The sequence below is a fragment of the Acinetobacter sp. ACNIH2 genome, from assembly GCF_002934965.1.
Taxonomy (GTDB): Bacteria; Pseudomonadota; Gammaproteobacteria; order Pseudomonadales; family Moraxellaceae; genus Acinetobacter; species Acinetobacter tandoii.
In genome coordinates, this window is the sequence record NZ_CP026412.1 from 1,412,590 (window position 1) to 1,434,588 (window position 21,999).

16 protein-coding genes, 2 tRNA genes and 3 rRNA genes are annotated in these 21,999 nt (G+C 41.7%); 5 read left to right on the forward strand and 16 right to left on the reverse strand.

Going from position 1 to position 21,999, the window contains the following annotated elements; all coding sequences use genetic code 11:
* Positions 1 to 287: 287 nt before the first annotated feature.
* A complete protein-coding gene (gene ilvD, locus C3F34_RS06600) occupies positions 288 to 2,117 on the reverse strand; it encodes a dihydroxy-acid dehydratase (RefSeq protein ID WP_044739781.1) in 1,830 nt (609 codons plus the stop codon).
* A 419-nt stretch (positions 2,118 to 2,536) separates the two neighbouring features.
* Between ilvD and fmt the strand changes: the two genes are divergently transcribed.
* Positions 2,537 to 3,496: a methionyl-tRNA formyltransferase gene (gene fmt, locus C3F34_RS06605; protein ID WP_104441289.1), complete on the forward strand. Its 960-nt coding sequence runs from the start codon at positions 2,537 to 2,539 to the stop codon at positions 3,494 to 3,496.
* Positions 3,496 to 4,803 carry a 16S rRNA (cytosine(967)-C(5))-methyltransferase RsmB gene (gene rsmB, locus C3F34_RS06610; RefSeq protein ID WP_044739783.1) on the forward strand — a complete coding sequence of 436 codons (1,308 nt, stop codon included), beginning with the start codon at positions 3,496 to 3,498 and terminating at the stop codon, positions 4,801 to 4,803. The genes fmt and rsmB overlap by 1 nt, the downstream gene beginning before the upstream one ends.
* 49 nt (positions 4,804 to 4,852) lie before the next feature.
* On the opposite strand, the gene zupT is transcribed toward rsmB, so the two are convergent.
* From zupT to C3F34_RS06625, 3 genes are all read right to left on the reverse strand, one after another.
* Complete coding sequence (gene zupT, locus C3F34_RS06615) at positions 4,853 to 5,662, reverse strand: zinc transporter ZupT (RefSeq protein WP_044739784.1); 810 nt, start codon at positions 5,660 to 5,662, stop codon at positions 4,853 to 4,855.
* 87 nt (positions 5,663 to 5,749) lie between these two features.
* Entirely contained in the window at positions 5,750 to 5,893 is a 144-nt protein-coding gene (locus C3F34_RS06620; protein WP_016165722.1) for a methionine/alanine import family NSS transporter small subunit, read from the reverse strand.
* 10 nt (positions 5,894 to 5,903) lie between these two features.
* Positions 5,904 to 7,382 carry a sodium-dependent transporter gene (locus C3F34_RS06625; RefSeq protein WP_016165723.1) on the reverse strand — a complete coding sequence of 493 codons (1,479 nt, stop codon included), beginning with the start codon at positions 7,380 to 7,382 and terminating at the stop codon, positions 5,904 to 5,906.
* A gap of 773 nt (positions 7,383 to 8,155) precedes the next feature.
* Here C3F34_RS06625 and C3F34_RS06630 point away from each other — a divergent pair.
* On the forward strand, positions 8,156 to 8,851 hold the full coding sequence (locus C3F34_RS06630; protein WP_044739785.1) for a TIGR04219 family outer membrane beta-barrel protein: 696 nt from the start codon (positions 8,156 to 8,158) through the stop codon (positions 8,849 to 8,851).
* Positions 8,852 to 8,920: 69 nt separating this feature from the next.
* Here C3F34_RS06630 and C3F34_RS06635 read toward each other — a convergent pair whose 3' ends face one another.
* Entirely contained in the window at positions 8,921 to 9,442 is a 522-nt protein-coding gene (locus tag C3F34_RS06635) for a GNAT family N-acetyltransferase (RefSeq protein ID WP_044739786.1), read from the reverse strand.
* Between the two features lie 456 nt (positions 9,443 to 9,898).
* Between C3F34_RS06635 and C3F34_RS06640 the strand changes: the two genes are divergently transcribed.
* Positions 9,899 to 10,384: a lytic transglycosylase domain-containing protein gene (locus C3F34_RS06640; protein ID WP_104441290.1), complete on the forward strand. Its 486-nt coding sequence runs from the start codon at positions 9,899 to 9,901 to the stop codon at positions 10,382 to 10,384.
* Positions 10,385 to 10,444: 60 nt separating this feature from the next.
* Here C3F34_RS06640 and C3F34_RS06645 read toward each other — a convergent pair whose 3' ends face one another.
* The 11 genes from C3F34_RS06645 to C3F34_RS06695 form a co-directional block, all read right to left on the reverse strand.
* Entirely contained in the window at positions 10,445 to 10,756 is a 312-nt protein-coding gene (locus tag C3F34_RS06645) for an ankyrin repeat domain-containing protein (RefSeq protein ID WP_044739787.1), read from the reverse strand.
* Positions 10,757 to 10,890: 134 nt separating this feature from the next.
* Positions 10,891 to 11,220, reverse strand: coding sequence for a cupin domain-containing protein (locus C3F34_RS06650; protein ID WP_171284957.1), 330 nt, complete (start codon positions 11,218 to 11,220; stop codon positions 10,891 to 10,893).
* Between the two features lie 110 nt (positions 11,221 to 11,330).
* A 5S ribosomal RNA gene (gene rrf / locus C3F34_RS06655) occupies positions 11,331 to 11,445 on the reverse strand.
* 213 nt (positions 11,446 to 11,658) lie between these two features.
* Positions 11,659 to 14,550, reverse strand: a 23S ribosomal RNA gene (locus tag C3F34_RS06660).
* Between the two features lie 395 nt (positions 14,551 to 14,945).
* Positions 14,946 to 15,021: transfer RNA gene (locus C3F34_RS06665), tRNA-Ala, on the reverse strand.
* 48 nt (positions 15,022 to 15,069) lie between these two features.
* A tRNA-Ile gene (locus C3F34_RS06670) sits at positions 15,070 to 15,146 on the reverse strand.
* 61 nt (positions 15,147 to 15,207) lie between these two features.
* A 16S ribosomal RNA gene (locus C3F34_RS06675) occupies positions 15,208 to 16,744 on the reverse strand.
* The 16S, 23S and 5S rRNA genes sit together here with 2 tRNA genes alongside, the layout of an rRNA operon.
* A 450-nt stretch (positions 16,745 to 17,194) precedes the next feature.
* Positions 17,195 to 17,746 (reverse strand): peptidylprolyl isomerase, encoded by a 552-nt coding sequence (locus C3F34_RS06680; protein ID WP_044739536.1) that lies wholly within the window; start codon positions 17,744 to 17,746, stop codon positions 17,195 to 17,197.
* Between the two features lie 158 nt (positions 17,747 to 17,904).
* The gene (locus C3F34_RS06685; RefSeq protein ID WP_044739537.1) at positions 17,905 to 18,966 is read right to left on the reverse strand and encodes an alpha/beta hydrolase; all 1,062 of its coding nucleotides are present in this window, start codon (positions 18,964 to 18,966) and stop codon (positions 17,905 to 17,907) included.
* Positions 18,967 to 19,242: 276 nt separating this feature from the next.
* A complete protein-coding gene (locus C3F34_RS06690; RefSeq protein ID WP_044739538.1) occupies positions 19,243 to 19,476 on the reverse strand; it encodes a hypothetical protein in 234 nt (77 codons plus the stop codon).
* Between the two features lie 534 nt (positions 19,477 to 20,010).
* On the reverse strand, positions 20,011 to 20,865 hold the full coding sequence (locus tag C3F34_RS06695) for an MBL fold metallo-hydrolase (protein ID WP_044739539.1): 855 nt from the start codon (positions 20,863 to 20,865) through the stop codon (positions 20,011 to 20,013).
* 108 nt (positions 20,866 to 20,973) lie between these two features.
* Between C3F34_RS06695 and C3F34_RS06700 the strand changes: the two genes are divergently transcribed.
* Positions 20,974 to 21,861: a LysR family transcriptional regulator gene (locus C3F34_RS06700; protein ID WP_016168971.1), complete on the forward strand. Its 888-nt coding sequence runs from the start codon at positions 20,974 to 20,976 to the stop codon at positions 21,859 to 21,861.
* Positions 21,862 to 21,999 lie beyond the last annotated feature (138 nt).

Genomic DNA, 21,999 nt, shown 5'->3' on the forward strand with positions numbered 1-21,999 from the left:
CTCTACGGTCTTGGCAATTTTTCTGTTTTTATTGTATAGAAAGTAGGCATGACATAAAAGTACAATGAGACCTTTGAGTCAATGCCGATCAATCTCTTCGCGGTCTTAACATATTGATCTTGAATCTATCCTGTTATCTGATACAGAGAAACCAAAGTAGGTCAAACCGAAGGTTATAAACTGCATTTTGAAAAACGTCTTTAAGACTCTACGGTGCTGAACCAATGACTTTTAAATAAAAAAGCACCCCCAAAGGAGTGCTCTTTCTCATCCGTAAAATCTACTGATTAAATTTCACGTACTGCACCTTTTGAAGCACTGGTAGTATGCATCGCATAGGCTTTTAATGCTTTAGACACTTTACGTGGACGCGGCTCAGCAGGCTGCCAGCCTTTGGCTTCTTGCGCTTCACGGCGCGCTGCCATCGTTGCTTCATCTACAGCCAAATGAATGGTACGGTTTGGAATATCGATTTCAATACGATCACCATCTTCAACCAAACCAATCGCACCACCTTCAGCCGCTTCAGGCGAAACGTGACCAATCGAAAGACCAGATGATCCACCCGAGAAACGACCATCGGTGAGTAAGGCGCAATCTTTACCTAAACCTTTCGATTTTAAATAACTGGTTGGATACAACATTTCTTGCATACCCGGACCACCACGTGGACCTTCGTAACGAATCACCACCACATCACCTGCGGTAATTTTTCCACCCAGAATCGCTTCTACCGCAGCATCTTGGCTTTCAAAAACACGTGCTGTACCGTTGAATTTCAAGATGGAGTCATCCACCCCTGCTGTTTTCACAATACAGCCTTCAAGGGCAATGTTGCCGTAAAGAACAGCCAGACCACCATCTTGAGAGAAAGCATGTTCAGCATTACGGATCACGCCATTGTTACGATCCCCATCTAAACGAGAGTAGTAACGGTCTTGTGAAAATGCGGTTTGCGTCGGTACACCACCCGGTGCTGAACGGAAGAATTGATACACTTCTTCATCTTCTGTACGGATAATGTCCCATTTGTCCAAAGCATCTTTTAAGGTTTTTTCATGCACAGTCGGTACAGATGTATCCAACAAGCCTGCACGGTCTAATTCACCCAAAATTGACATGATACCGCCTGCACGGTGTACATCTTCCATATGTACGTCTTGTTTTGCTGGTGCAACTTTACATAACACAGGCACTTTACGTGACAAACGGTCAATGTCGGTCATGGTAAAGTCAACTTCTGCTTCATTCGCAGCAGCCAATAAGTGAAGAACGGTATTGGTTGACCCCCCCATTGAAATATCAAGGGTCATGGCATTTTCAAAGGCTGCTTTGGTCGCGATAGAACGTGGAAGAATGCTGTAATCTTCTTGCTCATAATGGCGTTTTGCCAGTTCAACAATCAACTGACCTGCTTTTTCGAATAATTTTTTACGATTTGCATGTGTCGCCAAAGTTGAACCATTGCCCGGAAGCGATAGACCCAACGCTTCGGTTAAACAGTTCATTGAGTTTGCCGTAAACATACCCGAACATGAACCACAGGTCGGGCAAGCTGAACGTTCATATTCAGCCACTTCTTCATCAGTGAAGCTGTCATCTGCCGCGACAATCATGGCATCGACAAGGTCAATCGCGTGTTCATTGCCACGGATTTTGACTTTACCCGCTTCCATCGGCCCGCCAGAGACAAACACCACAGGAATGTTCAGGCGCATAGAAGCCATCAACATGCCTGGGGTGATTTTGTCACAGTTCGAAATACACACCATGGCATCAGCACAATGCGCATTGACCATGTATTCCACAGAGTCTGCAATTAAGTCACGTGAAGGCAATGAATACAACATGCCATCGTGTCCCATCGCAATCCCATCATCGACTGCAATGGTATTAAATTCTTTTGCTACACCGCCTGACGCTTCAATTTGACGTGCCACAAGTTGACCTAAGTCTTTAAGATGCACATGACCAGGAACAAATTGAGTAAAAGAGTTGACCACCGCAATAATCGGTTTGCCAAAATCTTCATCTTTCATACCTGTTGCACGCCATAAACCACGTGCGCCAGCCATATTTCTTCCATGTGTTGATGTTTTTGAACGATAATCAGGCATTTGCGTTTCCAACAAAGTTTGTGCTTGATATGAATCTGCGATTCACTCTGGCTAAATAAGACTGATGGATCATCTAGAATCAGTCGAAATATAGGCAACATCATACTACAGCGAAGTGTTTAACAGACAACCAGCATTCAACTTTCCTGCATTCAAACAACACAGGCTATATTCCGACACATGATCTCAAAGAAAGCTTTAATGAAACTACTATAAACCGAACACAGCAGATTAAATACAAAACTTTCATGAATATTTTTTTAATTTTGCATAACTAAAAGTTTTAAAATGCCGATACCCTTGCTATTTCTTTGCATCGCATATTCAACCAACCCATGATTGTTACAACGCATATTGTAGATTCGGCTTGGCGTTGCTTTTGACATATAATAGACGCAAGTTTCTATGGAATTTGATGTGTGAAAATCATCTTTGCCGGTACACCTGAATTTGCTGCATGTGCTTTGGCAGCGTTACTCAAAACAGAACATGAAATTGTTGCGGTATACACCCAACCTGACCGCAAAGCGGGTCGTGGTCAAAAACTGACTGCTTCAGCAGTCAAACAGTTGGCACTGGAACATGATTTACCCGTATATCAACCTTTACACTTCAAATCTTCCACTGAGGAAGGCTTAGCAGCACAACAACAATTAAAAGATTTAAATGCCGATGTGATGGTGGTTGCCGCTTATGGCCTCATATTGCCTCAAGTGGTACTCGATACGCCTAAATACGGCTGCCTGAATATTCACGGTTCATTGTTACCACGTTGGCGAGGTGCTGCACCGATTCAACGTGCAATTGCCACAGGAGATGCTGAAACGGGTGTCACCATTATGAAAATGGCGGCAGGCCTAGATACGGGCGATATGATGTATAAGACTTACTGTCCGATTGAAGCGACCGATACCTCAGCCTCATTGCATCACAAATTAGCGCTGCAAGGGGCAGAAGCAATTGTTGCCGTGTTGCACTCTGAACAAACCTTACAGCAATATTTAGCCGAGCGTGAAGTACAAGATGAAGCGTTCACGGTCTATGCACATAAACTCATTAAAGCTGAAGCGCAAATTGATTGGTCACAAGATGCGATAAGCATTGACCGTAATATCCGTGCTTTTAACCCTTGGCCCGTGGCATTTATTCCACTCGATGAGCAAAATAACTTAAGAGTATGGAATTCTGTCTTATCACCTGAAACGACAGAAAAGACTCAAGTGGGTGAAATTATTGCGATTGATAAACATGGTGTACATGTTGCCTGTGCCAATCATACCGTCATCATACTCACAACTTTACAATGGCCAGGTGGTAAACCACTGAATGCTGTACAAATTTTACAAACCCAAAAACTAAATATTGGACAAATTTTATAATGAAACAATCTCCCCACGCCTCAGGTAAGACTTTAAACTTACGTGCTCAGGTTGTTAAAACGTTATTGGCTGTCCAAAATGGTCAATCACTGGCATCGGTGCTTCAACAACACATGGCTATTGTGTCCGACAAAGACCGTGCCTTGTACCATGAATTAGTTCTTGGTTGTTTACGCCAATGGCATGCATTGAAACAAGTGACTTTACCTTTGCTGCCTAAACCACTTGAAAATCAAGTGGTTGAAACCTGTTTATACGTAGGTCTATACCAATTGCTGTGTACCCGCGTTGCAGCGCATGCGGCTATTTCTGAAACGGTAGATGCAGCAAAACAATTGGGTATGGAAAGCTTAAGCGGTGTGGTCAACGCCATTTTGCGTCGTGCAACCAGAGAAACAGAACAGTTCTACGATGTCTTAGAACAAGCATCGAATTTGCCAAGCTGGTTATCCAAACGTTTGAAAAAAGACTGGGGGGATCAACTGGCTGAAATCAGCTATGAACTAAAACAAGTTGCCCCCCTAACCTTGCGCGTCAATACCTTACAGGTCAGCCGTGACGAATATTTAGAAATCTTAGAAGATGAAGGCATTGAAGCACATGCATGTGAACTTTCGAGTGTCGGTATTGTGCTCGATGAAAGTATTCATGTGCCTAGCCTTCCTGGTTTTGAAGCGGGTGGTTTTTCAGTACAGGATGAACATGCGCAACTCTGTGCAACCTTGTTACCCGACTTAAATGGCAAGTTTGTGATTGATGCCTGTGCAGCACCTGGAGGCAAAACAGCACATATTTTAGAGAAATATCAGCCGAAAAAACTGATCGCTCTCGACCAAGATGAAAAACGCTTAAAACGTGTCGCTGAAAACTTAGAACGTTTGGCTTTAAGCGAAGAGTCTGTAGAAATTATTACAGCCGATGCTGTGAAATGGGCATCACCTGAACTTGCGGATTGTATCGTTCTCGACGCACCTTGTTCAGCCATTGGTGTGATCCGTCGCCATCCAGATATTCGTTTACTACGTCAATCAAGTGATATTGCCCAAACAGTTGAGCTACAAAAGAAAATTCTTGAAAATATGTGGCAACAACTCAAAGTGGGCGGCACATTGCTATATATTACCTGTTCAATTTTAAAAGCAGAAAATGAACAGCAAATGATCGATTTCTTTGCCAAACACACTGATGCGAAAGAAATTAAAATTAATGCTGATTGGGGGATTGAGCAGATTCATGGTCGTCAATTGTTCCCACAAATAGGGCATGGCGACGGTTTTTATTATTGCTTAATCGAAAAAACTGCCTAAAACTTTTCAGGAAAACAGAAACGCTCGTTTCTGTTTTTCACTCTCCAAGCTAACTCACATACTTAAACATCACCAGACTCAGTGCCAAACATGCCATACCTGTAACTAAACCATAGACTGTTTCATGCCCTTGCGCATATTTTTTGGCCGTCGGGAGTAGTTCATCTAAGGCCAAATACACCATCACCCCACCAATAATGCCAAATACGGTGCCATATACACTAAAACTTAAATACGGTGCCAAAAGAAAATAACCAAGCATTGCACCTAAAGGTTCAGCAAGCCCCGAGACCAAACTGGCAATTAATGCTGCACTTTTTTTCTGAGTTGCCATATAGACTGGCAAAGCAATCGCAATTCCTTCAGGAATATTATGAATACCAATCGCTACCGCAAGTGGTGCCCCAAGTGCAGGACTTTCTAAAGTCGCAAAAAAAGTCGCTAAACCCTCTGGCAAGTTATGTGCCGTAATTGCGAATAAAGTCAGCAATCCTGTTCGTAATAATTGTTGTTGATTAATGCCCTGCACACTTTGGTTTTCAATGGTTTCATGAGGGTTGGGAATACAACGGTCGAGAATTAAAACTAAAATCACACCCAGCAATAATGATAAAGTCCCAAAGGCATAGCCCGTTTTATCATCAAAAGCCAGACTAAAAGAATGGATAGATTTATTTAAAATTTCTGTCAAAGAAACATAAATCATCGCCCCTGCGGAAAATGCCAATCCAAACGAGAGAAAGCGATAACTCGGCTGTTTAAAGAATACAACCAAAATACCGCCCAGAACTGTCGCCAGTCCTGCAAGCAAGGTCACGCCAAATGCAACCCACACCTGATGCGGTAATAAGGTGTCCATAAAGTGATGCTCTAAATAAGAAAGCCACTATCTTAAATGATAATGGCTTTCATTTGCATATACTTGGTATTTACTGAAACAAATTATTTACAACGTGTGCTGATCTTTCACTTCGTCCAGCACTTCATCCAATTCTTCAGGGTTTTTCATCAAATGGAGAATCGACAATGCTAACCCGCCCCAGAGAAATACCATTGAGATAATCATCATTATGATAGCTTTAGTATTCATTCTGCTTCTCCTAGCGATCTTTGATTTTACTGAGGATAACGGCAACCACAGCGCAGAAAATCACACTGCCCCATCCAAATACGCCTTGTAAGCTCATACTATAAGTATCATAACCATTTTGAACTAGATTAAAAATAGTCATGGTCAAAGTCGTTAACAAGATGAAAGACGTAATGACGGTTAAAGTAAAGTCCCAGCCCTTGCCCAACTGAATGGTTGAAATGCGGTTCACATGATCACGGAGCTCAATCAGCGCAGAACGCTTAAACCATGCAATACTGATAATCGAGATTAAAGCACCACCGATAATCCCGATGTTGTTGATAAAGTGGTCAATGATATCTACCAACTTAATCGCATTTACGCTAGAGAACAAAAAGATCGAAACTAGCGCGCTACCGCCACCAATAATCGATACAGCTTTTGGACGGCTCCATTTTAATTTGTCTTGCATGGCTGCAATTGGAACTTCCAAAATACTCACCATAGAAGAAATACCTGCTACAAATAGCGAGGAGAAAAATAGAAAACCGAATAAATCTGCACCAGCACCCAAGCTCGAAATAATTTTCGGGAAGGCAATGAAAGCAAGACCAATACCACCACTCACAACATCTTTAACGTCTGTACCCGCAGCATGTGCCATAAAGCCCAATGCAGCAAAAATACCAATACCCGCCAAGATTTCAGTTGATGCATTGGCGAAACCAACAATCAAGCCTGAACCTGTTAAGTTGGTTTTCGGTTTTAAATAAGATGAATATGTCACCATGATCCCGAAACCCACTGAAAGTGAGAAGAAGGTATGACCGTATGCTGCTAACCATACCTTATAGTCCATCATTGCAGACCAGTTCGGGGTAAAGAATGCATTTAAACCTTGAGCTGCACCTGGTAAACGTAAAGCTTGAATCACCAAGAAAGTGAACAATACGAATAGCAAAGGCATAAAGATTTTATTCGACAGTTCAACCCCTTTCTTTACACCACCAAACAAGATGATGAGAGTCAGAGCCCAAATGCCTACAATTGGCCAAAACAAATGACTAACAAACTGTAAATCTAAGCCTGTTGCCTTTGTGGTTTGTAAATAAGTATTGAAGAAGAAGCTTTCTGGATCATTGCCCCAGGCTTGGCCAATCGAGAAGTAAACATAACTTCCTGCCCAAGTGAGTACGCTGGCATAGTACAAGCCAATAATGATACACACACAGACTTGCCACCAACCGAGCGTTTCACCTCCTTTAAATAAAGCGCGATACGCTTTTGGTGGAGAGTTATTGCTACGATGCCCGACAGCATAGTCTAAAAATAACAGTGGTAACCCTGCAGTAATTAATGCAAGTAAATAAGGAATAAGGAACGCACCGCCACCGTTTTCATAAGCAACGTAGGGGAAACGCCAAATATTACCTAAACCAACAGCCGAACCAACAGCTGCAATAATAAAACCAGATCGTGACGTCCAGTTTTCACGAGAATCTGCCATGAAACACACCTAAATCTTGGGGTAACTTTTATTGCTGCTTGTTATACGGATTAATATGGCTAGCAAAAAAGTACCATTCAAAAATATTTTTGTTGTTTGATTTAGCTTCCACCTTTTGGGTGTTTCGTTCTAAATTGCAAACAGATGAAATGCACACAAAATCTTGGTTAAAGTCTTTCGGATTGTTTTCACCTCTTAATCATTGAACAATACTCACTTTTGTTATTTTTTGCTGTAATTTCTGGATGAAAGTTCGTCCTTTTGTATTCTATTTTTAATCAATTGATCAAAATATAGCTCTTTTTTTATCATATTTTTTAAAATAGATTAACAAAGCCCAAAATGCAAGATTTTTAAAATAATGGAAAATTCCCTTAATTTATTGATTATTTTTTGTTTACATTTTATCTATCTAAAAATCTGTTAATTGAGTAATGTGGTTTAGCATCATAATCACACACCAAACTCCAAATTTTAAAGTAAATCCATGATTTAATTAAATTTTATTCCAAACCTCTCACCAAGCTCTAGCTCAGTTCAACCAGAGTAAAATTCAAAATCTAAAAAAGATGTTTGTCATTCACAATCATTTTGTACCTAAATCAGAAATCTGTGGCTAGCCGATTCATCATTCTCTGAACTTTTATGTAAAAAAGCACTTTGACTACTGTTTCTTTTTTCGCATCGCTATATCATGCTCTGAAATACAACCGAATAGCTCTTGTTTTAACCTTTTTTTAACACAAACACACAACACAATTTAGGATAAAAGCATGAAAGTAGCACAAGCAGGATTATTAGCATTAGGCGTAGGTTTGAGCGGCTTAGCTCAAGCAGATTTAGTCGCAGTTAAAGGCGATATCAGCTATTGGGCATATGATGGTCATGCCGAAATGAATAATACAGCCCCTTTTTCAAAGGAAAAACTAGATAATGAAGGTGCAGTCCAATTTTCTGTCGCTTTAGAACACCCAGTTCCAATTATTCCAAATGCCAAAATACGCTATGTTAATTTAGACACTCAAACAGAGAAAAGTGTTGCAGGGCAATCTAATTATGCAGTTAACCTTGATCACGCTGACTTCATTCTCTATTACGAAATTTTAGACAATGTTGTTGATCTGGATATTGGTGCAGGTGCGACCACTTTGAATGGTGATATCACCAATTTTGCAGGACAACGTACCAGTATTGATGAAACCTATCCGATTATTTACGGTACAGTCGGTGGTAAATTACCATTTACGGGTTTAAGTGCGAAAGCAGAGCTAACCTATAGCAACTTTGATGATGCGCAGTTAACCGATGCTTTGGCGGAAATTCAATACAACTTTATCGATAACATGCTTGTCGATGTTGGTGTAAAAGCAGGTTACCGAATTTTCACTGTTGATTTAGATGACTATAACCGTAATGACATTAAACTTGACTTCAAAGGTCCTTATATTGGTTTAGATGCACATTTCTAATTTCTGAAGTGCCCCTAAAAAAAGCTGAATGTAAACATTCAGCTTTTTTTTATTTTTCCGTCGATCCAGTTAAGACGTGGCATTAAAACTGGCATGATATTGAACATTACCTTGTGGAATTTCATTTTCAAATGTAAGTGCCTGAAAATACTCGGCAGGAACCCCTTCCAATACCAATAGACTCAGGGGCCGAAAGCCAAACCGTGCATAATAATCAGGCTCTCCCAACACCACACACCCTTTTGCCTGCTGCTTTTTTAACTGGGCTAATGCAGTTTCAATTAAATCTCGACCAATGCCTTGCCTCTGAAATTCAGGTAAAACTGAAACTGGGCCTAAACCATACCAACCTTCTTTACCTGATGAAATTCGCACAGGAGAAATCGCAACATGTCCAATGATCTGCCCATCAAGTTCGGCAACTAGAGAAATACTGAGTTGTCCTGACTGTCGTAATGCACGCAGGATAAATTGCTCATGATGATCGCTATAAATAGCCGATTCAAATGCCTTAATCGTCAAGTCTTCGATGTGATCAACATCTTCAGGTTGCTCAGCTCGAACTGACCATACAGACTTTTTATTTTGCATAAGCACCTCAATATTCAAATTCTTTGTGTACGTTTTTACTTACAGAGAACAACGATTTTTACGTCTATATACATTCCTTATTTCCTTTTATTATAAAAACATAGAGAAACAGGAAGTTTCTTTAAATAATAACAAAGATTGCAGGAAGCATCGTAATTGACAGGAGTTGATTACATCAAACCTTATACAGAAAAGCCCTGTCAGGATGATTGGGCTTTTCTTTTATATCAACAGTAGAATTCAGAATCTAAATAAACCAAATCAGATAAACATTACAGAATGCTTCTATTCCTTAAAATAACTCGTATTGACTCCCTATATTGCACTACCTAACATCTTAAATATTTTAATCACATCAGGAATTTTATTTTGTTGCACGTGCCCTCTCTAAACCATTTAGCCATATTGAAACAATCAACACAAATTAAATTCGGCATTATTGCGTTAAGCATCTTCATGATCACAGGCTGTTCAGGTTTAGGCGCTGGCTCTTTAGAAAAACGGGCAGCAAAGCTATCTACTGGTATTCAAAAGGCATATGCTGTTGACTCAAACACGGCAAACCGCGTTGCACCAATGATTGTACAAAGTGCCGAACTACATCAGGTTGATCCTTTACTGATTGCTGCCATGATTCGACAAGAGTCGAGTTATCGCAACTATGCAGTTTCACCCGTTGGTGCTGTGGGATTAACTCAAATTATGCCGATGTATTGGCAACAAACTTGCCCTGGTGATTTATTCGAAGAAGCCAATAATATCAATTGTGGCACCTATATTTTAGCCAAATATAATCAATCTGCAGGGAGCTGGAAAAAAGCCCTTGCCTATTATAATGTTGGACCTACAGGCTATGAGTCGAGTTGGAAAATGCGCCACCAAGGGAAAAAATATGCAAAACAAGTGAAGCAGCATGAAAATAAACTCAAAGATTCACTCTAAACTTTGATTTTAAGTATTTAAAAGCCCAACTTAAGATGGGCTTTTATCATAAAGCTATATTTACAAACTTTTTAAATACGCAATAACATCTTTATTTTCTGCCATTTCAGCTAATTCAAGTGCAGTATATTCTGAGCGATAATCGATTCTTGCCCCCTTACTCACAAGTAATTTAACCACATCTAAATGATCATTCTCCGCCGCAGCTTGTAGTGCACTATAACCCTCTTCATCTGTCTGATTCGGATCAGCACCATCTAATAACAACTGTTCGACTTGCTCAAAATCACCTAAAGATGACCAATAAACAAGTTCAGGAAGATGGAGTTCATCATCATTTTCAGGAATAGGAGTAAAAGAATTGAGTTCCATTAGATTTACCTTTTTATTTTAACCTTCGAATCCTCTATTAAAGCTTAAATTTTTAGAAGCATCTATATAGATTCAAGGACAATCATATACTTCAACCAGATAATAATCTGATTAACAATGTATTATATGATCTCTTAAGATTTATAAAAAATAGCAAGCCAGATAGTGATTTGGTTAGGATCTGTCTGAACCACTTTGTGTTTAACGTGTGCAGGAATATTGATGTAATCGCCCGTGGACAACTCACGTTTTGAACCGCCCTCAAATTCTAGTATTGCTTTCCCTTCAATAACCATGACCCATTCATTCTCATCCTGATCAAACCAACCTTTATCAGGAGAGCTATGTCCTTTAGAAATAATCCGCTCTATTCTAATGGCTGAAGTATGAATAATCTCCTCAAATACTTCTACGCTTAGATCTTTCGGCAATGAATCAAATATATTGGCTGAATTTATTATCATAGATTTATCTTATGTGGTGTATTTATCCAATTATATCTTATCCATCTATTCATTATTTTCCATATAAAAAAACACCCCCTTCTTATTAGAAGGGGGTGTTTGAATTAATGAGCTGGCGATGACTTACTCTCACATGGGTAACCCCACACTACCATCAGCGCTAAGAGGTTTCACTTCTGAGTTCGGGAAGGGATCAGGTGGTTCACTCTTGCTATTGTCGCCAGCACAACTGTTTATGGACTTGTTCAGGTTTTATGCTCAGATCATTTGATCTTGTTGCTACCCTACTTGGTACCAAATGAGTTATTAACGGATTAGTTAACTGAGTCGAATTTTATGTTCTAGCTTTCACTAAATCAAGTTTTTTGTTTCAGATCAGGGTTAACTGATCTTTTATGAATCGATTATAAGCTTTAAATACAACTGCTTGGGTGTTGTATAGTCAAGCCTCACGAGCAATTAGTATTGGTCAGCTTCACATATCACTATGCTTCCACATCCAACCTATCAACGTCGTAGTCTTCAACGGCTCTTTAGAGGACATAAAGTCCTAGGGAAATCTTATCTTGAGGTAGGCTTCCCGCTTAGATGCTTTCAGCGGTTATCCCTTCCGAACATAGCTACCCGGCGATGCGACTGGCGTCACAACCGGTACACCAGAGGTTCGTCCACTCTGGTCCTCTCGTACTAGGAGCAGATCCTCTCAAATTTCCAGCGCCCACGGTAGATAGGGACCGAACTGTCTCACGACGTTCTAAACCCAGCTCGCGTACCTCTTTAAATGGCGAACAGCCATACCCTTGGGACCTGCTTCAGCCCCAGGATGAGATGAGCCGACATCGAGGTGCCAAACACCGCCGTCGATATGAACTCTTGGGCGGTATCAGCCTGTTATCCCCAGAGTACCTTTTATCCGTTGAGCGATGGCCCTTCCATACAGAACCACCGGATCACTAAGACCTACTTTCGTACCTGCTCGACTTGTGGGTCTCGCAGTTAAGCGCGCTTTTGCCTTTATACTCTACGCGTGATTTCCGACCACGCTGAGCGCACCTTCGTACTCCTCCGTTACTCTTTAGGAGGAGACCGCCCCAGTCAAACTACCCACCAGACATGGTCCTCGTCCCGGATAACGGGACAGAGTTAGAACCTCAACATTACCAGGGTGGTATTTCAAGGACGGCTCCATTGGAACTGGCGTTCCAACTTCAAAGCCTCCCACCTATCCTACACAAGTAAGGTCAAAGTTCAATGTCAAGCTGCAGTAAAGGTTCACGGGGTCTTTCCGTCTAGCCGCGGGTACACTGCATCTTCACAGCGATTTCGATTTCACTGAGCCTCTGCTGGAGACAGCGCCGCCATCATTATGCCATTCGTGCAGGTCGGAACTTACCCGACAAGGAATTTCGCTACCTTAGGACCGTTATAGTTACGGCCGCCGTTTACTGGGGCTTCGATCAAGAGCTTCGCTTACGCTAACCCCATCAATTAACCTTCCAGCACCGGGCAGGCATCACACCCTATACGTCCACTTTCGTGTTTGCAGAGTGCTATGTTTTTAATAAACAGTTGCAGCGGCCTGGTTTCTGTGGCTGCCAATAGCTCAGGGAGCAAGTCCCATCACCGTCAGCAGCGTACCTTCTCCCGAAGTTACGGTACCATTTTGCCTAGTTCCTTCAGCAGAGTTCTCTCAAGCGCTTTGGTCTACTCGACCTGACCACCTGTGTCGGTTTCGGGTACGATTCCTGTGTAACTGAAGCTTAGAGACTTTTCCTGGAAGCATGGTATCAGCCACTTCACTGTACAAGTACAGCTTGCTATCAGTTCTCAGCATAGAGTACCCCGGATTTGCCTAAGATACATGCCTACAACCTTCCACCTGGACAACCAACGCCAGGCTGACTTAACCTTCTCCGTCCTCTCATCGCATTACACAGAAGTATTGGAATATTAACCAATTTCCCATCGACTACGCCTCTCGGCCTCGCCTTAGGGGTCGACTCACCCAGCCCCGATTAACGTTGGACTGGAACCCTTGGTCTTTCAGCGAACGGGTTTTTCACCCGTTTTGTCGTTACTCACGTCAGCATTCGCACTTCTGATACCTCCAGCATACTTCTCAATACACCTTCATCGGCTTACAGAACGCTCCCCTACCACTTGACTAATGTCAAATCCGCAGCTTCGGCACATAGTTTTAGCCCCGTTACATCTTCCGCGCAGGCCGACTCGACTAGTGAGCTATTACGCTTTCTTTAAAGGGTGGCTGCTTCTAAGCCAACCTCCTAGCTGTCTATGCCTTCCCACATCGTTTCCCACTTAACTATGATTTTGGGGCCTTAGCTGGCGGTCTGGATTGTTTTCCTCTTGACTACGGACGTTAGCACCCGCAGTCTGTCTCCCGGATAGTACTCATAGGTATTCGGAGTTTGCATCGGTTTGGTAAGTCGGGATGACCCCCTAGCCGAAACAGTGCTCTACCCCCTATGGTATTCGTCCGAGGCGCTACCTAAATAGCTTTCGGGGAGAACCAGCTATCACCAGGCTTGATTAGCCTTTCACCCCTATCCACAAGTCATCCCCTGGCTTTTCAACGACAGTGGGTTCGGTCCTCCAGTTAGTGTTACCCAACCTTCAACCTGCTCATGGATAGATCGCCTGGTTTCGGGTCTACACCCAGCAACTAAACGCCCTATTAAGACTCGATTTCTCTACGGCTCCCCTATACGGTTAACCTTGCTACTGAATGTAAGTCGCTGACCCATTATACAAAAGGTACGCAGTCACCGAACAAGTCGGCTCCCACTGCTTGTATGCATGCGGTTTCAGGATCTATTTCACTCCCCTCACAGGGGTTCTTTTCGCCTTTCCCTCACGGTACTGGTTCACTATCGGTCAGTCAGGAGTATTTAGCCTTGGAGGATGGTCCCCCCATATTCAGACAAGGTTTCACGTGCCTCGCCCTACTCGACATCATCATGTAAGCCCTTTCGTGTACAGGACTATCACCCACTATGGTTGCACTTCCCAGAGCATTCCACTAAAACTTACATGACTTAATGGGCTTTTCCCCGTTCGCTCGCCGCTACTGAGGGAATCTCAATTGATTTCTTTTCCTAAGGGTACTGAGATGTTTCACTTCCCCTCGTTCGCCTTGCAACACTATGTATTCATGTTGCAATACCTACCTTATAGTAGGTGGGTTCCCCCATTCAGAAATCTCCGGATCAAAGGATATTTGCCGCCTCCCCGGAGCTTATCGCAGGCTATTACGTCTTTCATCGCCTCTGACTGCCAAGGCATCCACCACATGCACTTAATTACTTGACTATACAACCCCAAACAGTCGTTATTACCTACAAGTAGTAATAAGACAGTGATCAATGATCGCTCATTCATCTCTTACAGTTTGTTGTCCGTGCACTTAAGCACTGTACAGCTTCAATCTAAATTCATATACCAAAACGCTTGATTCAGTGTTTTTGCTAGTTCTCAATCAACTTAGATCAAAGAATTACTTCTTCTCTCTTCGTCATTGAGTGAACAATTTATTTCAGACTCAATTTTCTAATCTGTTAATGATTAACTACAGCCTCGTCAGCTTGCAGTAAACTGTGATAAATCACAGAAGTTAACAAGACGCGCATATTACGCTAACTTCTTATTAATTTCTATAATCTAAGACTTCGTTTGCTTGTTTCTTAGCTCATTGCAATGCAATGTGATGGTGGAGACTAGGAGAGTCGAACTCCTGACCTCCTGCGTGCAAAGCAGGCGCTCTACCAACTAAGCTAAGTCCCCAGCTTATCAATAAGTCAATGTTTCTGATCTTCCGTACTTCGTCAGTAGTGGTGGGTCTGACAAGACTTGAACTTGTGACCCCACGCTTATCAAGCGTGTGCTCTAACCAACTGAGCTACAGACCCTCAGATACATCGTCATGAAGAACAACTTGTTGTGGATTCTTACCAATCGTCAATCTTTCGTTAAGGAGGTGATCCAGCCGCAGGTTCCCCTACGGCTACCTTGTTACGACTTCACCCCAGTCATCGGCCACACCGTGGTAACCGCCCTCTTTACAGTTAGGCTAGCTACTTCTGGTGCAACAAACTCCCATGGTGTGACGGGCGGTGTGTACAAGGCCCGGGAACGTATTCACCGCGGCATTCTGATCCGCGATTACTAGCGATTCCGACTTCATGGAGTCGAGTTGCAGACTCCAATCCGGACTACGATCGGCTTTTTGAGATTAGCATCCTATCGCTAGGTAGCAACCCTTTGTACCGACCATTGTAGCACGTGTGTAGCCCTGGTCGTAAGGGCCATGATGACTTGACGTCGTCCCCGCCTTCCTCCAGTTTGTCACTGGCAGTATCCTTAAAGTTCCCACCCGAAGTGCTGGCAAATAAGGAAAAGGGTTGCGCTCGTTGCGGGACTTAACCCAACATCTCACGACACGAGCTGACGACAGCCATGCAGCACCTGTATGTAAGTTCCCGAAGGCACCAATCCATCTCTGGAAAGTTCTTACTATGTCAAGACCAGGTAAGGTTCTTCGCGTTGCATCGAATTAAACCACATGCTCCACCGCTTGTGCGGGCCCCCGTCAATTCATTTGAGTTTTAGTCTTGCGACCGTACTCCCCAGGCGGTCTACTTATCGCGTTAGCTGCGCCACTAAAGCCTCAAAGGCCCCAACGGCTAGTAGACATCGTTTACGGCATGGACTACCAGGGTATCTAATCCTGTTTGCTCCCCATGCTTTCGTACCTCAGCGTCAGTATTAGGCCAGATGGCTGCCTTCGCCATCGGTATTCCTCCAGATCTCTACGCATTTCACCGCTACACCTGGAATTCTACCATCCTCTCCCATACTCTAGCTGACCAGTATCGAATGCAATTCCTAAGTTAAGCTCAGGGATTTCACATCCGACTTAATCAGCCGCCTACGCACGCTTTACGCCCAGTAAATCCGATTAACGCTCGCACCCTCTGTATTACCGCGGCTGCTGGCACAGAGTTAGCCGGTGCTTATTCTGCGAGTAACGTCCACTCATCAAGGGTATTAACCTTAAGAGCCTCCTCCTCGCTTAAAGTGCTTTACAACCAAAAGGCCTTCTTCACACACGCGGCATGGCTGGATCAGGCTTCCGCCCATTGTCCAATATTCCCCACTGCTGCCTCCCGTAGGAGTCTGGGCCGTGTCTCAGTCCCAGTGTGGCGGATCATCCTCTCAGACCCGCTACAGATCGTCGCCTTGGTAGGCCTTTACCCCACCAACTAGCTAATCCGACTTAGGCTCATCTATTAGCGCAAGGTCCGAAGATCCCCTGCTTTCCCCCGTAGGGCGTATGCGGTATTAGCATTCCTTTCGGAATGTTGTCCCCCACTAATAGGCAGATTCCTAAGCATTACTCACCCGTCCGCCGCTAAGCTAAGGTGCAAGCACCCTCGCTCCGCTCGACTTGCATGTGTTAAGCCTGCCGCCAGCGTTCAATCTGAGCCATGATCAAACTCTTCAGTTTAAAATCAATAGTGCTTTATTCTAAACACCAAATCTGGCTCATCAATTTTCTGACATTAATTTCTCAAATAAACTTCGAGTAATTTCTACCATCAATCAATGAAAATAATTTCGATCAATCAATCAGTAAAAATCCACACAAGTTGTTCTTCATAATCTCTTAATGATCTATCTAATACCTCATCAGTATTAGATGCTGGACTCAATATACTCAACAACTCAGTGCTTCGCACTTCGTTCGTTTCCGTCTATCTCGTCGGTATGGGGTGCATTCTATACGGTTTTATTTTCAGTGCAAGCACTTTTAACTGGCTGTTTTATTGAGTGTTGTATTTTTATGCACCATTTTAGCTCACCAACAAACCAAAAACCACATAAGTCATTAATTATAAAGCAGAAATACAAATAAAAATATTTCTGCTATTTTTTTTAATGATTTAGCTGTGCCTGCTTACTTAATATTCACACTGAGAATTTTCACAGGTTGTTTCGGTACATCTTGGTGCATTCCATAGCTCGCAGTCGGTACTTTTACAATTTTATCGACCACATCCATTCCCTTCGTCACTTTACCAAAGACCGCATAACCTGCATTCATAGACCCTTTATTTAAAAAATCATTGTCTACGACATTAATAAAGAATTGGCTGGTAGCCGAGTTTGGGTTATTGGTCCGTGCCATCGCTAATGTGCCACGCGTATTCTTTAAACCATTTGAAGATTCGTTTTTGATAGGTGCCTTGGTTGGCTTTTCGACCATATTGGCATCCATTCCTCCGCCCTGAATCATAAACCCAGGAATGACACGGTGAAAAATAGTGCCGTTATAGAAATTTGCTTTTGCGTAGTCTTCAAAGTTTTTGGCTGAAACTGGTGCCTTATCATTAAATAGCTCAATTTCAATATTTCCCATTGATGTTTTCATTTCCACCAGAGTATTGGCTGCATAGGTACACACACTGAATGTAGCAGCAGTCAATAACGCGAGGCTCTGTTTTAACATGTTGGGGGTTCCTGTAATGCTGTTTTATATTTGGTTATATTTAACACAACTCTTTAAATTCAGATACTTTTAAACTTTTTATTTATAAGATCTAAATCATTGTTTTAAATTTATGCATGGATATTCAAATATTTAAAACACTTTATTTATGTCTTACTTTAACTGTGTTTATCCCAAAATTTTCTGAATTTCTTACTCATTTCGATGTAGTTCTTCTTTGCAATCCGCGATAAGCCTACCATGTTAATGAAACCATGAGTCATACTTGGATAATCATGATAAGCCACGGAGACACCATGATGTCGTAGCTTATGGGCATAGATCTCGGCTTCATCGTGCAGTACATCATGCCCTGCCGTAACAACAAAGGCGGATGCTAATTTTCTTAAACTACCATAAGTCGGGGAAATAATTGGATCATCCAAAGCAACCTGATGCTGAGTGGCATAATGTGCGGTCACGGTATCAACATCGTCTCCAGTTAAGACTAGACCATCTTTATAAGCAAAAAAGGAAGGATGACGACTTTTAAAGTCTAATGCTGGATAAATTAGAAACTGGACTTGCGGTGCATAGGCTTTACCTATACTACGTTGCGCAACCACCGCACTTAAATTGCCACCTGCACTGTCACCAGCAACGGCTATACGATTTTTTAAAATTTTGAGTTGTTTTCGATTTTGGTATACCCATGCCAAGGCATCTTCACAACTTTGTACAATTTGATACGGCGAGGCTTCTGGTGCTAAGGGATAATCTATACTGAGCACTTGTACATGCGCATGTACAGCCAATAGACGACACACTTCATCATAACTATCGATACTACCAACGACAAAACCTCCTCCATGATAGAACACTAACATTGGAAGTTTTTTATTGGGTGCAGGATGATAGTGACGCGCAAAAATAGTTCCACTTTGCAAAGGTAAGCGTAAATCTTCGACTTGTTTAATGACTGTTGATTTTCCTGCAATAAGCTGGCTCTGCAATTCAAAGACTTTACGAGAGTGCTGTGCATCTGCAGAAATAAAGCCTGTTTTATTTTGTTTATATTGAACAGCAACCAGACATTTAAGAAAAGAGTCTAATTCGGGGTAGTGATAAGGATAGGCTAAAGCCTTGACGATATTCTCCTGTACAAAGTTAGGCAACTTATCGAGTAGTCGCGCTGCTGTCCCTTGATTTTGTTCCATCACTTTTTGTATTGATATGCCCATAAACGACTCATTCCTTGTTGTTTTATTTTTCGGTCAAACTTTACTAAAGATGTTCAACCTTAAAGTATGGCTTTTGCAACAAAGCTAATCTGCTTTAAGCATATTGTCATTAACATTGTTTCTGCAAGTTCAAGTCAAAATCATCAATAGAAAAGTTGAGTTCTTGAACACATCCTTAATTAATAAGAGCATCTATTGATTCAGACAGTACACCTCATTCAAGTACTGTCTTTTACTCTAAATATGCTGTTTTTCAACTCAACAACATAAACATTATTATTGAATCGATTGTGGTTGACCCTGCATATCATTCATTTGAGCCTGTGGAGCATTCATGTTTGCAGATCCATCTGCTTGCGCAGCAATCCCAACTTGTCCTTGTGCACCCACTTCTGCTCCAGTCGACATTTGAGCTGTTTCAGTCGCTTGTACAGGATCTTTTGAAGCACAACCCACTGCAAGCACTGAAATAGCTAACATAGAAATAGAAAATAAACCGACTTTTTTCATACATTGTTCCTTTTCAAATAAAAAATACAAAAACCAATCTTTAGTTTTGCCAAGTCATCATTCATTTTTTTTCAATGAATTGCGCACATATATGGTGAGCGTTTTTTATTTGTTGGTTGCATTCTGCAATGTTTTATTAAACTGATTGAGACGTTTCTTTTATTCTATGAGAATAAAAAAATCAATTAAGTGATTATTTTTAATCGTATAAAGTACATCGTTCTAGCCAAACACAATTGAAAAAACAAATTTGGTTAAAAGATATTGAAATGAAAAAACTTACTGCTGTTGCTAAGTATTTACAAAATGACCTGCCCATAACGTTTCTATGCTAATAAATCTATAAAAAGTCATAACTCTCAACAATTTCCCAAAAAAAAAAGCTTATTCAAAGGTTGAATAAGCTTAAAAACAGACTCCGACATGCTTATCAGAAACTACAGCAGCGATTACTAAGCTCTAGCTTAAGAAAATCTGTAACGCTTGTGAAATATTTAATTTCGTTTAACTTGATCGTTTTTTACTCTCAACTGCTTAAGGCCATTTCATCTCACTTTTCACTACTTTGGCACCCAATGCTAGGTTGCCAGACTCAGCTAAATCTGGATATTGTTGCTGCATGCTTTGAATTAACTGTGCAGAATTTTTGCTATTTTTCGCGGCTTTTTCATACTGTTTTAAATAATCTATGGAAAAGTTCACTGCATTTAAACCTTCAGCAGCGCCTGCCTGCATATGTGCAGGAATAACAACTTCAGGTTGAAGTGCTTTGATTGATTCTAAGGTCTTAACTACTTCTGCACGATCTTTCGAGCTTGGTGTATCTGCCATCCAAAGATGAATGCCTGATGAAACAGGAATACCACCAACCACTGCTTTAGCACTTGGAATCCATAAATAAGTCAGTTCCTTTTGCCCCTTAATTGCAATCACTTCATCTTCGAGTGTTAATGTTTTGGGAGTATATACCTCTGGCACAATAATTTTGCTGGGTGCATTCACGCCCATTTGTGGTCCCCAGTACTGCACTTTCAGGGCTTGCGTTGCCTGAATATGTTGCACGGTTTCAGGTGTTGCAATGATTTTTACGTTTGGAAAATATTGTTTAAAAACATCCAAACCAAAATAGAAGTCAGGATCGCCATAACTCACAAAAATCGTTTTTAAAGTTTTACCGCTGTCTAAAATCTCTGCTGCGATACGTAAAGCTTCCGATTTAGAAAATTGAGCATTCACCAACATGACTTCTTTATCCCCTTCAATAAGGGTAGATGTCACGCCAAAATGTTCAGGCTTAGCTAAATAGGTGTGAATTTTTAGGTCTTGCGCATAGGCAGTCGAGCTAAGTGCTAAAGCAGTTAAGGCAAGGGCATAAAACTTGGTTTGCATGGTATTCATCTCTTATTTGATTTTGAATACTTTAAATTTCAGTTTATGACAAATAAACAGCTCAACTTAAGATAAACTGTTACAATATACGCAACAATAAACATAAATATGGATACCCTAAAAGCCATTCAAGTCTTTGTCTGTATTGCCCAGCAAGGCAGTCTGACCAAAGCTGCAGACCATCTCAATGTTTCACGCGCCATGGTATCTCGCTACCTTGAACATCTGGAAAATCATTTTTCGACCCGATTGTTTCATCGCAATACCCGTAAAATCTCACTTACGGCTGCTGGCGAGCAGGCGCTGCATTACTGTGAAAATATTTTGCAACAACAGCAATTGCTGTTGGATATGACACAAGATCAGCAACAAACAGGAATGATTCGACTGACCACGGGGTTGTTTTTGCTACAAAATGGTTTAGCCGAATGTATTCAACGCTTTCGTGAGCAATTTCCATTTGTACAATTTGATATTGTGATTACCGAAGACACACTCGATTTAATTGATGCCCAAATCGATTTAGCCTTTCGGATTAGCCCTAAAATAGCTGAAGGTTTAATTGCCCGTCCGCTGTTTCCGATTGACTCTGTTTTATGCGCACACCCCGATTATTTGGCTCAAGCGCCCGAGATTCAACATCCTGAACAGCTGTTACAACATACCTGCCTGACCCATCACAGTATGCATTCAGTTTGGACGCTGAACGCTCCGAATCAACACCCCCAAAACTATAACTTGCATAGTGTGATCAAAAGCAATGATGCCTATGCATTATTAGAGATGTGCAAACAGGCTCAAGGCATCGCCATGTTACCAACCGCATTGGTACAAACTGAGCTGAATCAAAATCGGCTACATCAGATTCTGCCCGACTACGCCCTGCCACAAATGCAACTGTCTGTGGTGTATTCGTCTCGTCGCCATTTAAGTAAAAAAACGCAAGAATTCATCGCATTTGTAATTCAACACTTCAATTTATCTGAGAAAAAATAGAAATAGTGCAAATTTAATCAGGTATGCAACTTGAATTTTGCATTCCTGCCCCGACCTCTTTTACTAATCATGAATTTCATCACTCATGACAGTTCAGATTTAACCAGTGAACACTGACACCAAAGGACTGTACATGTT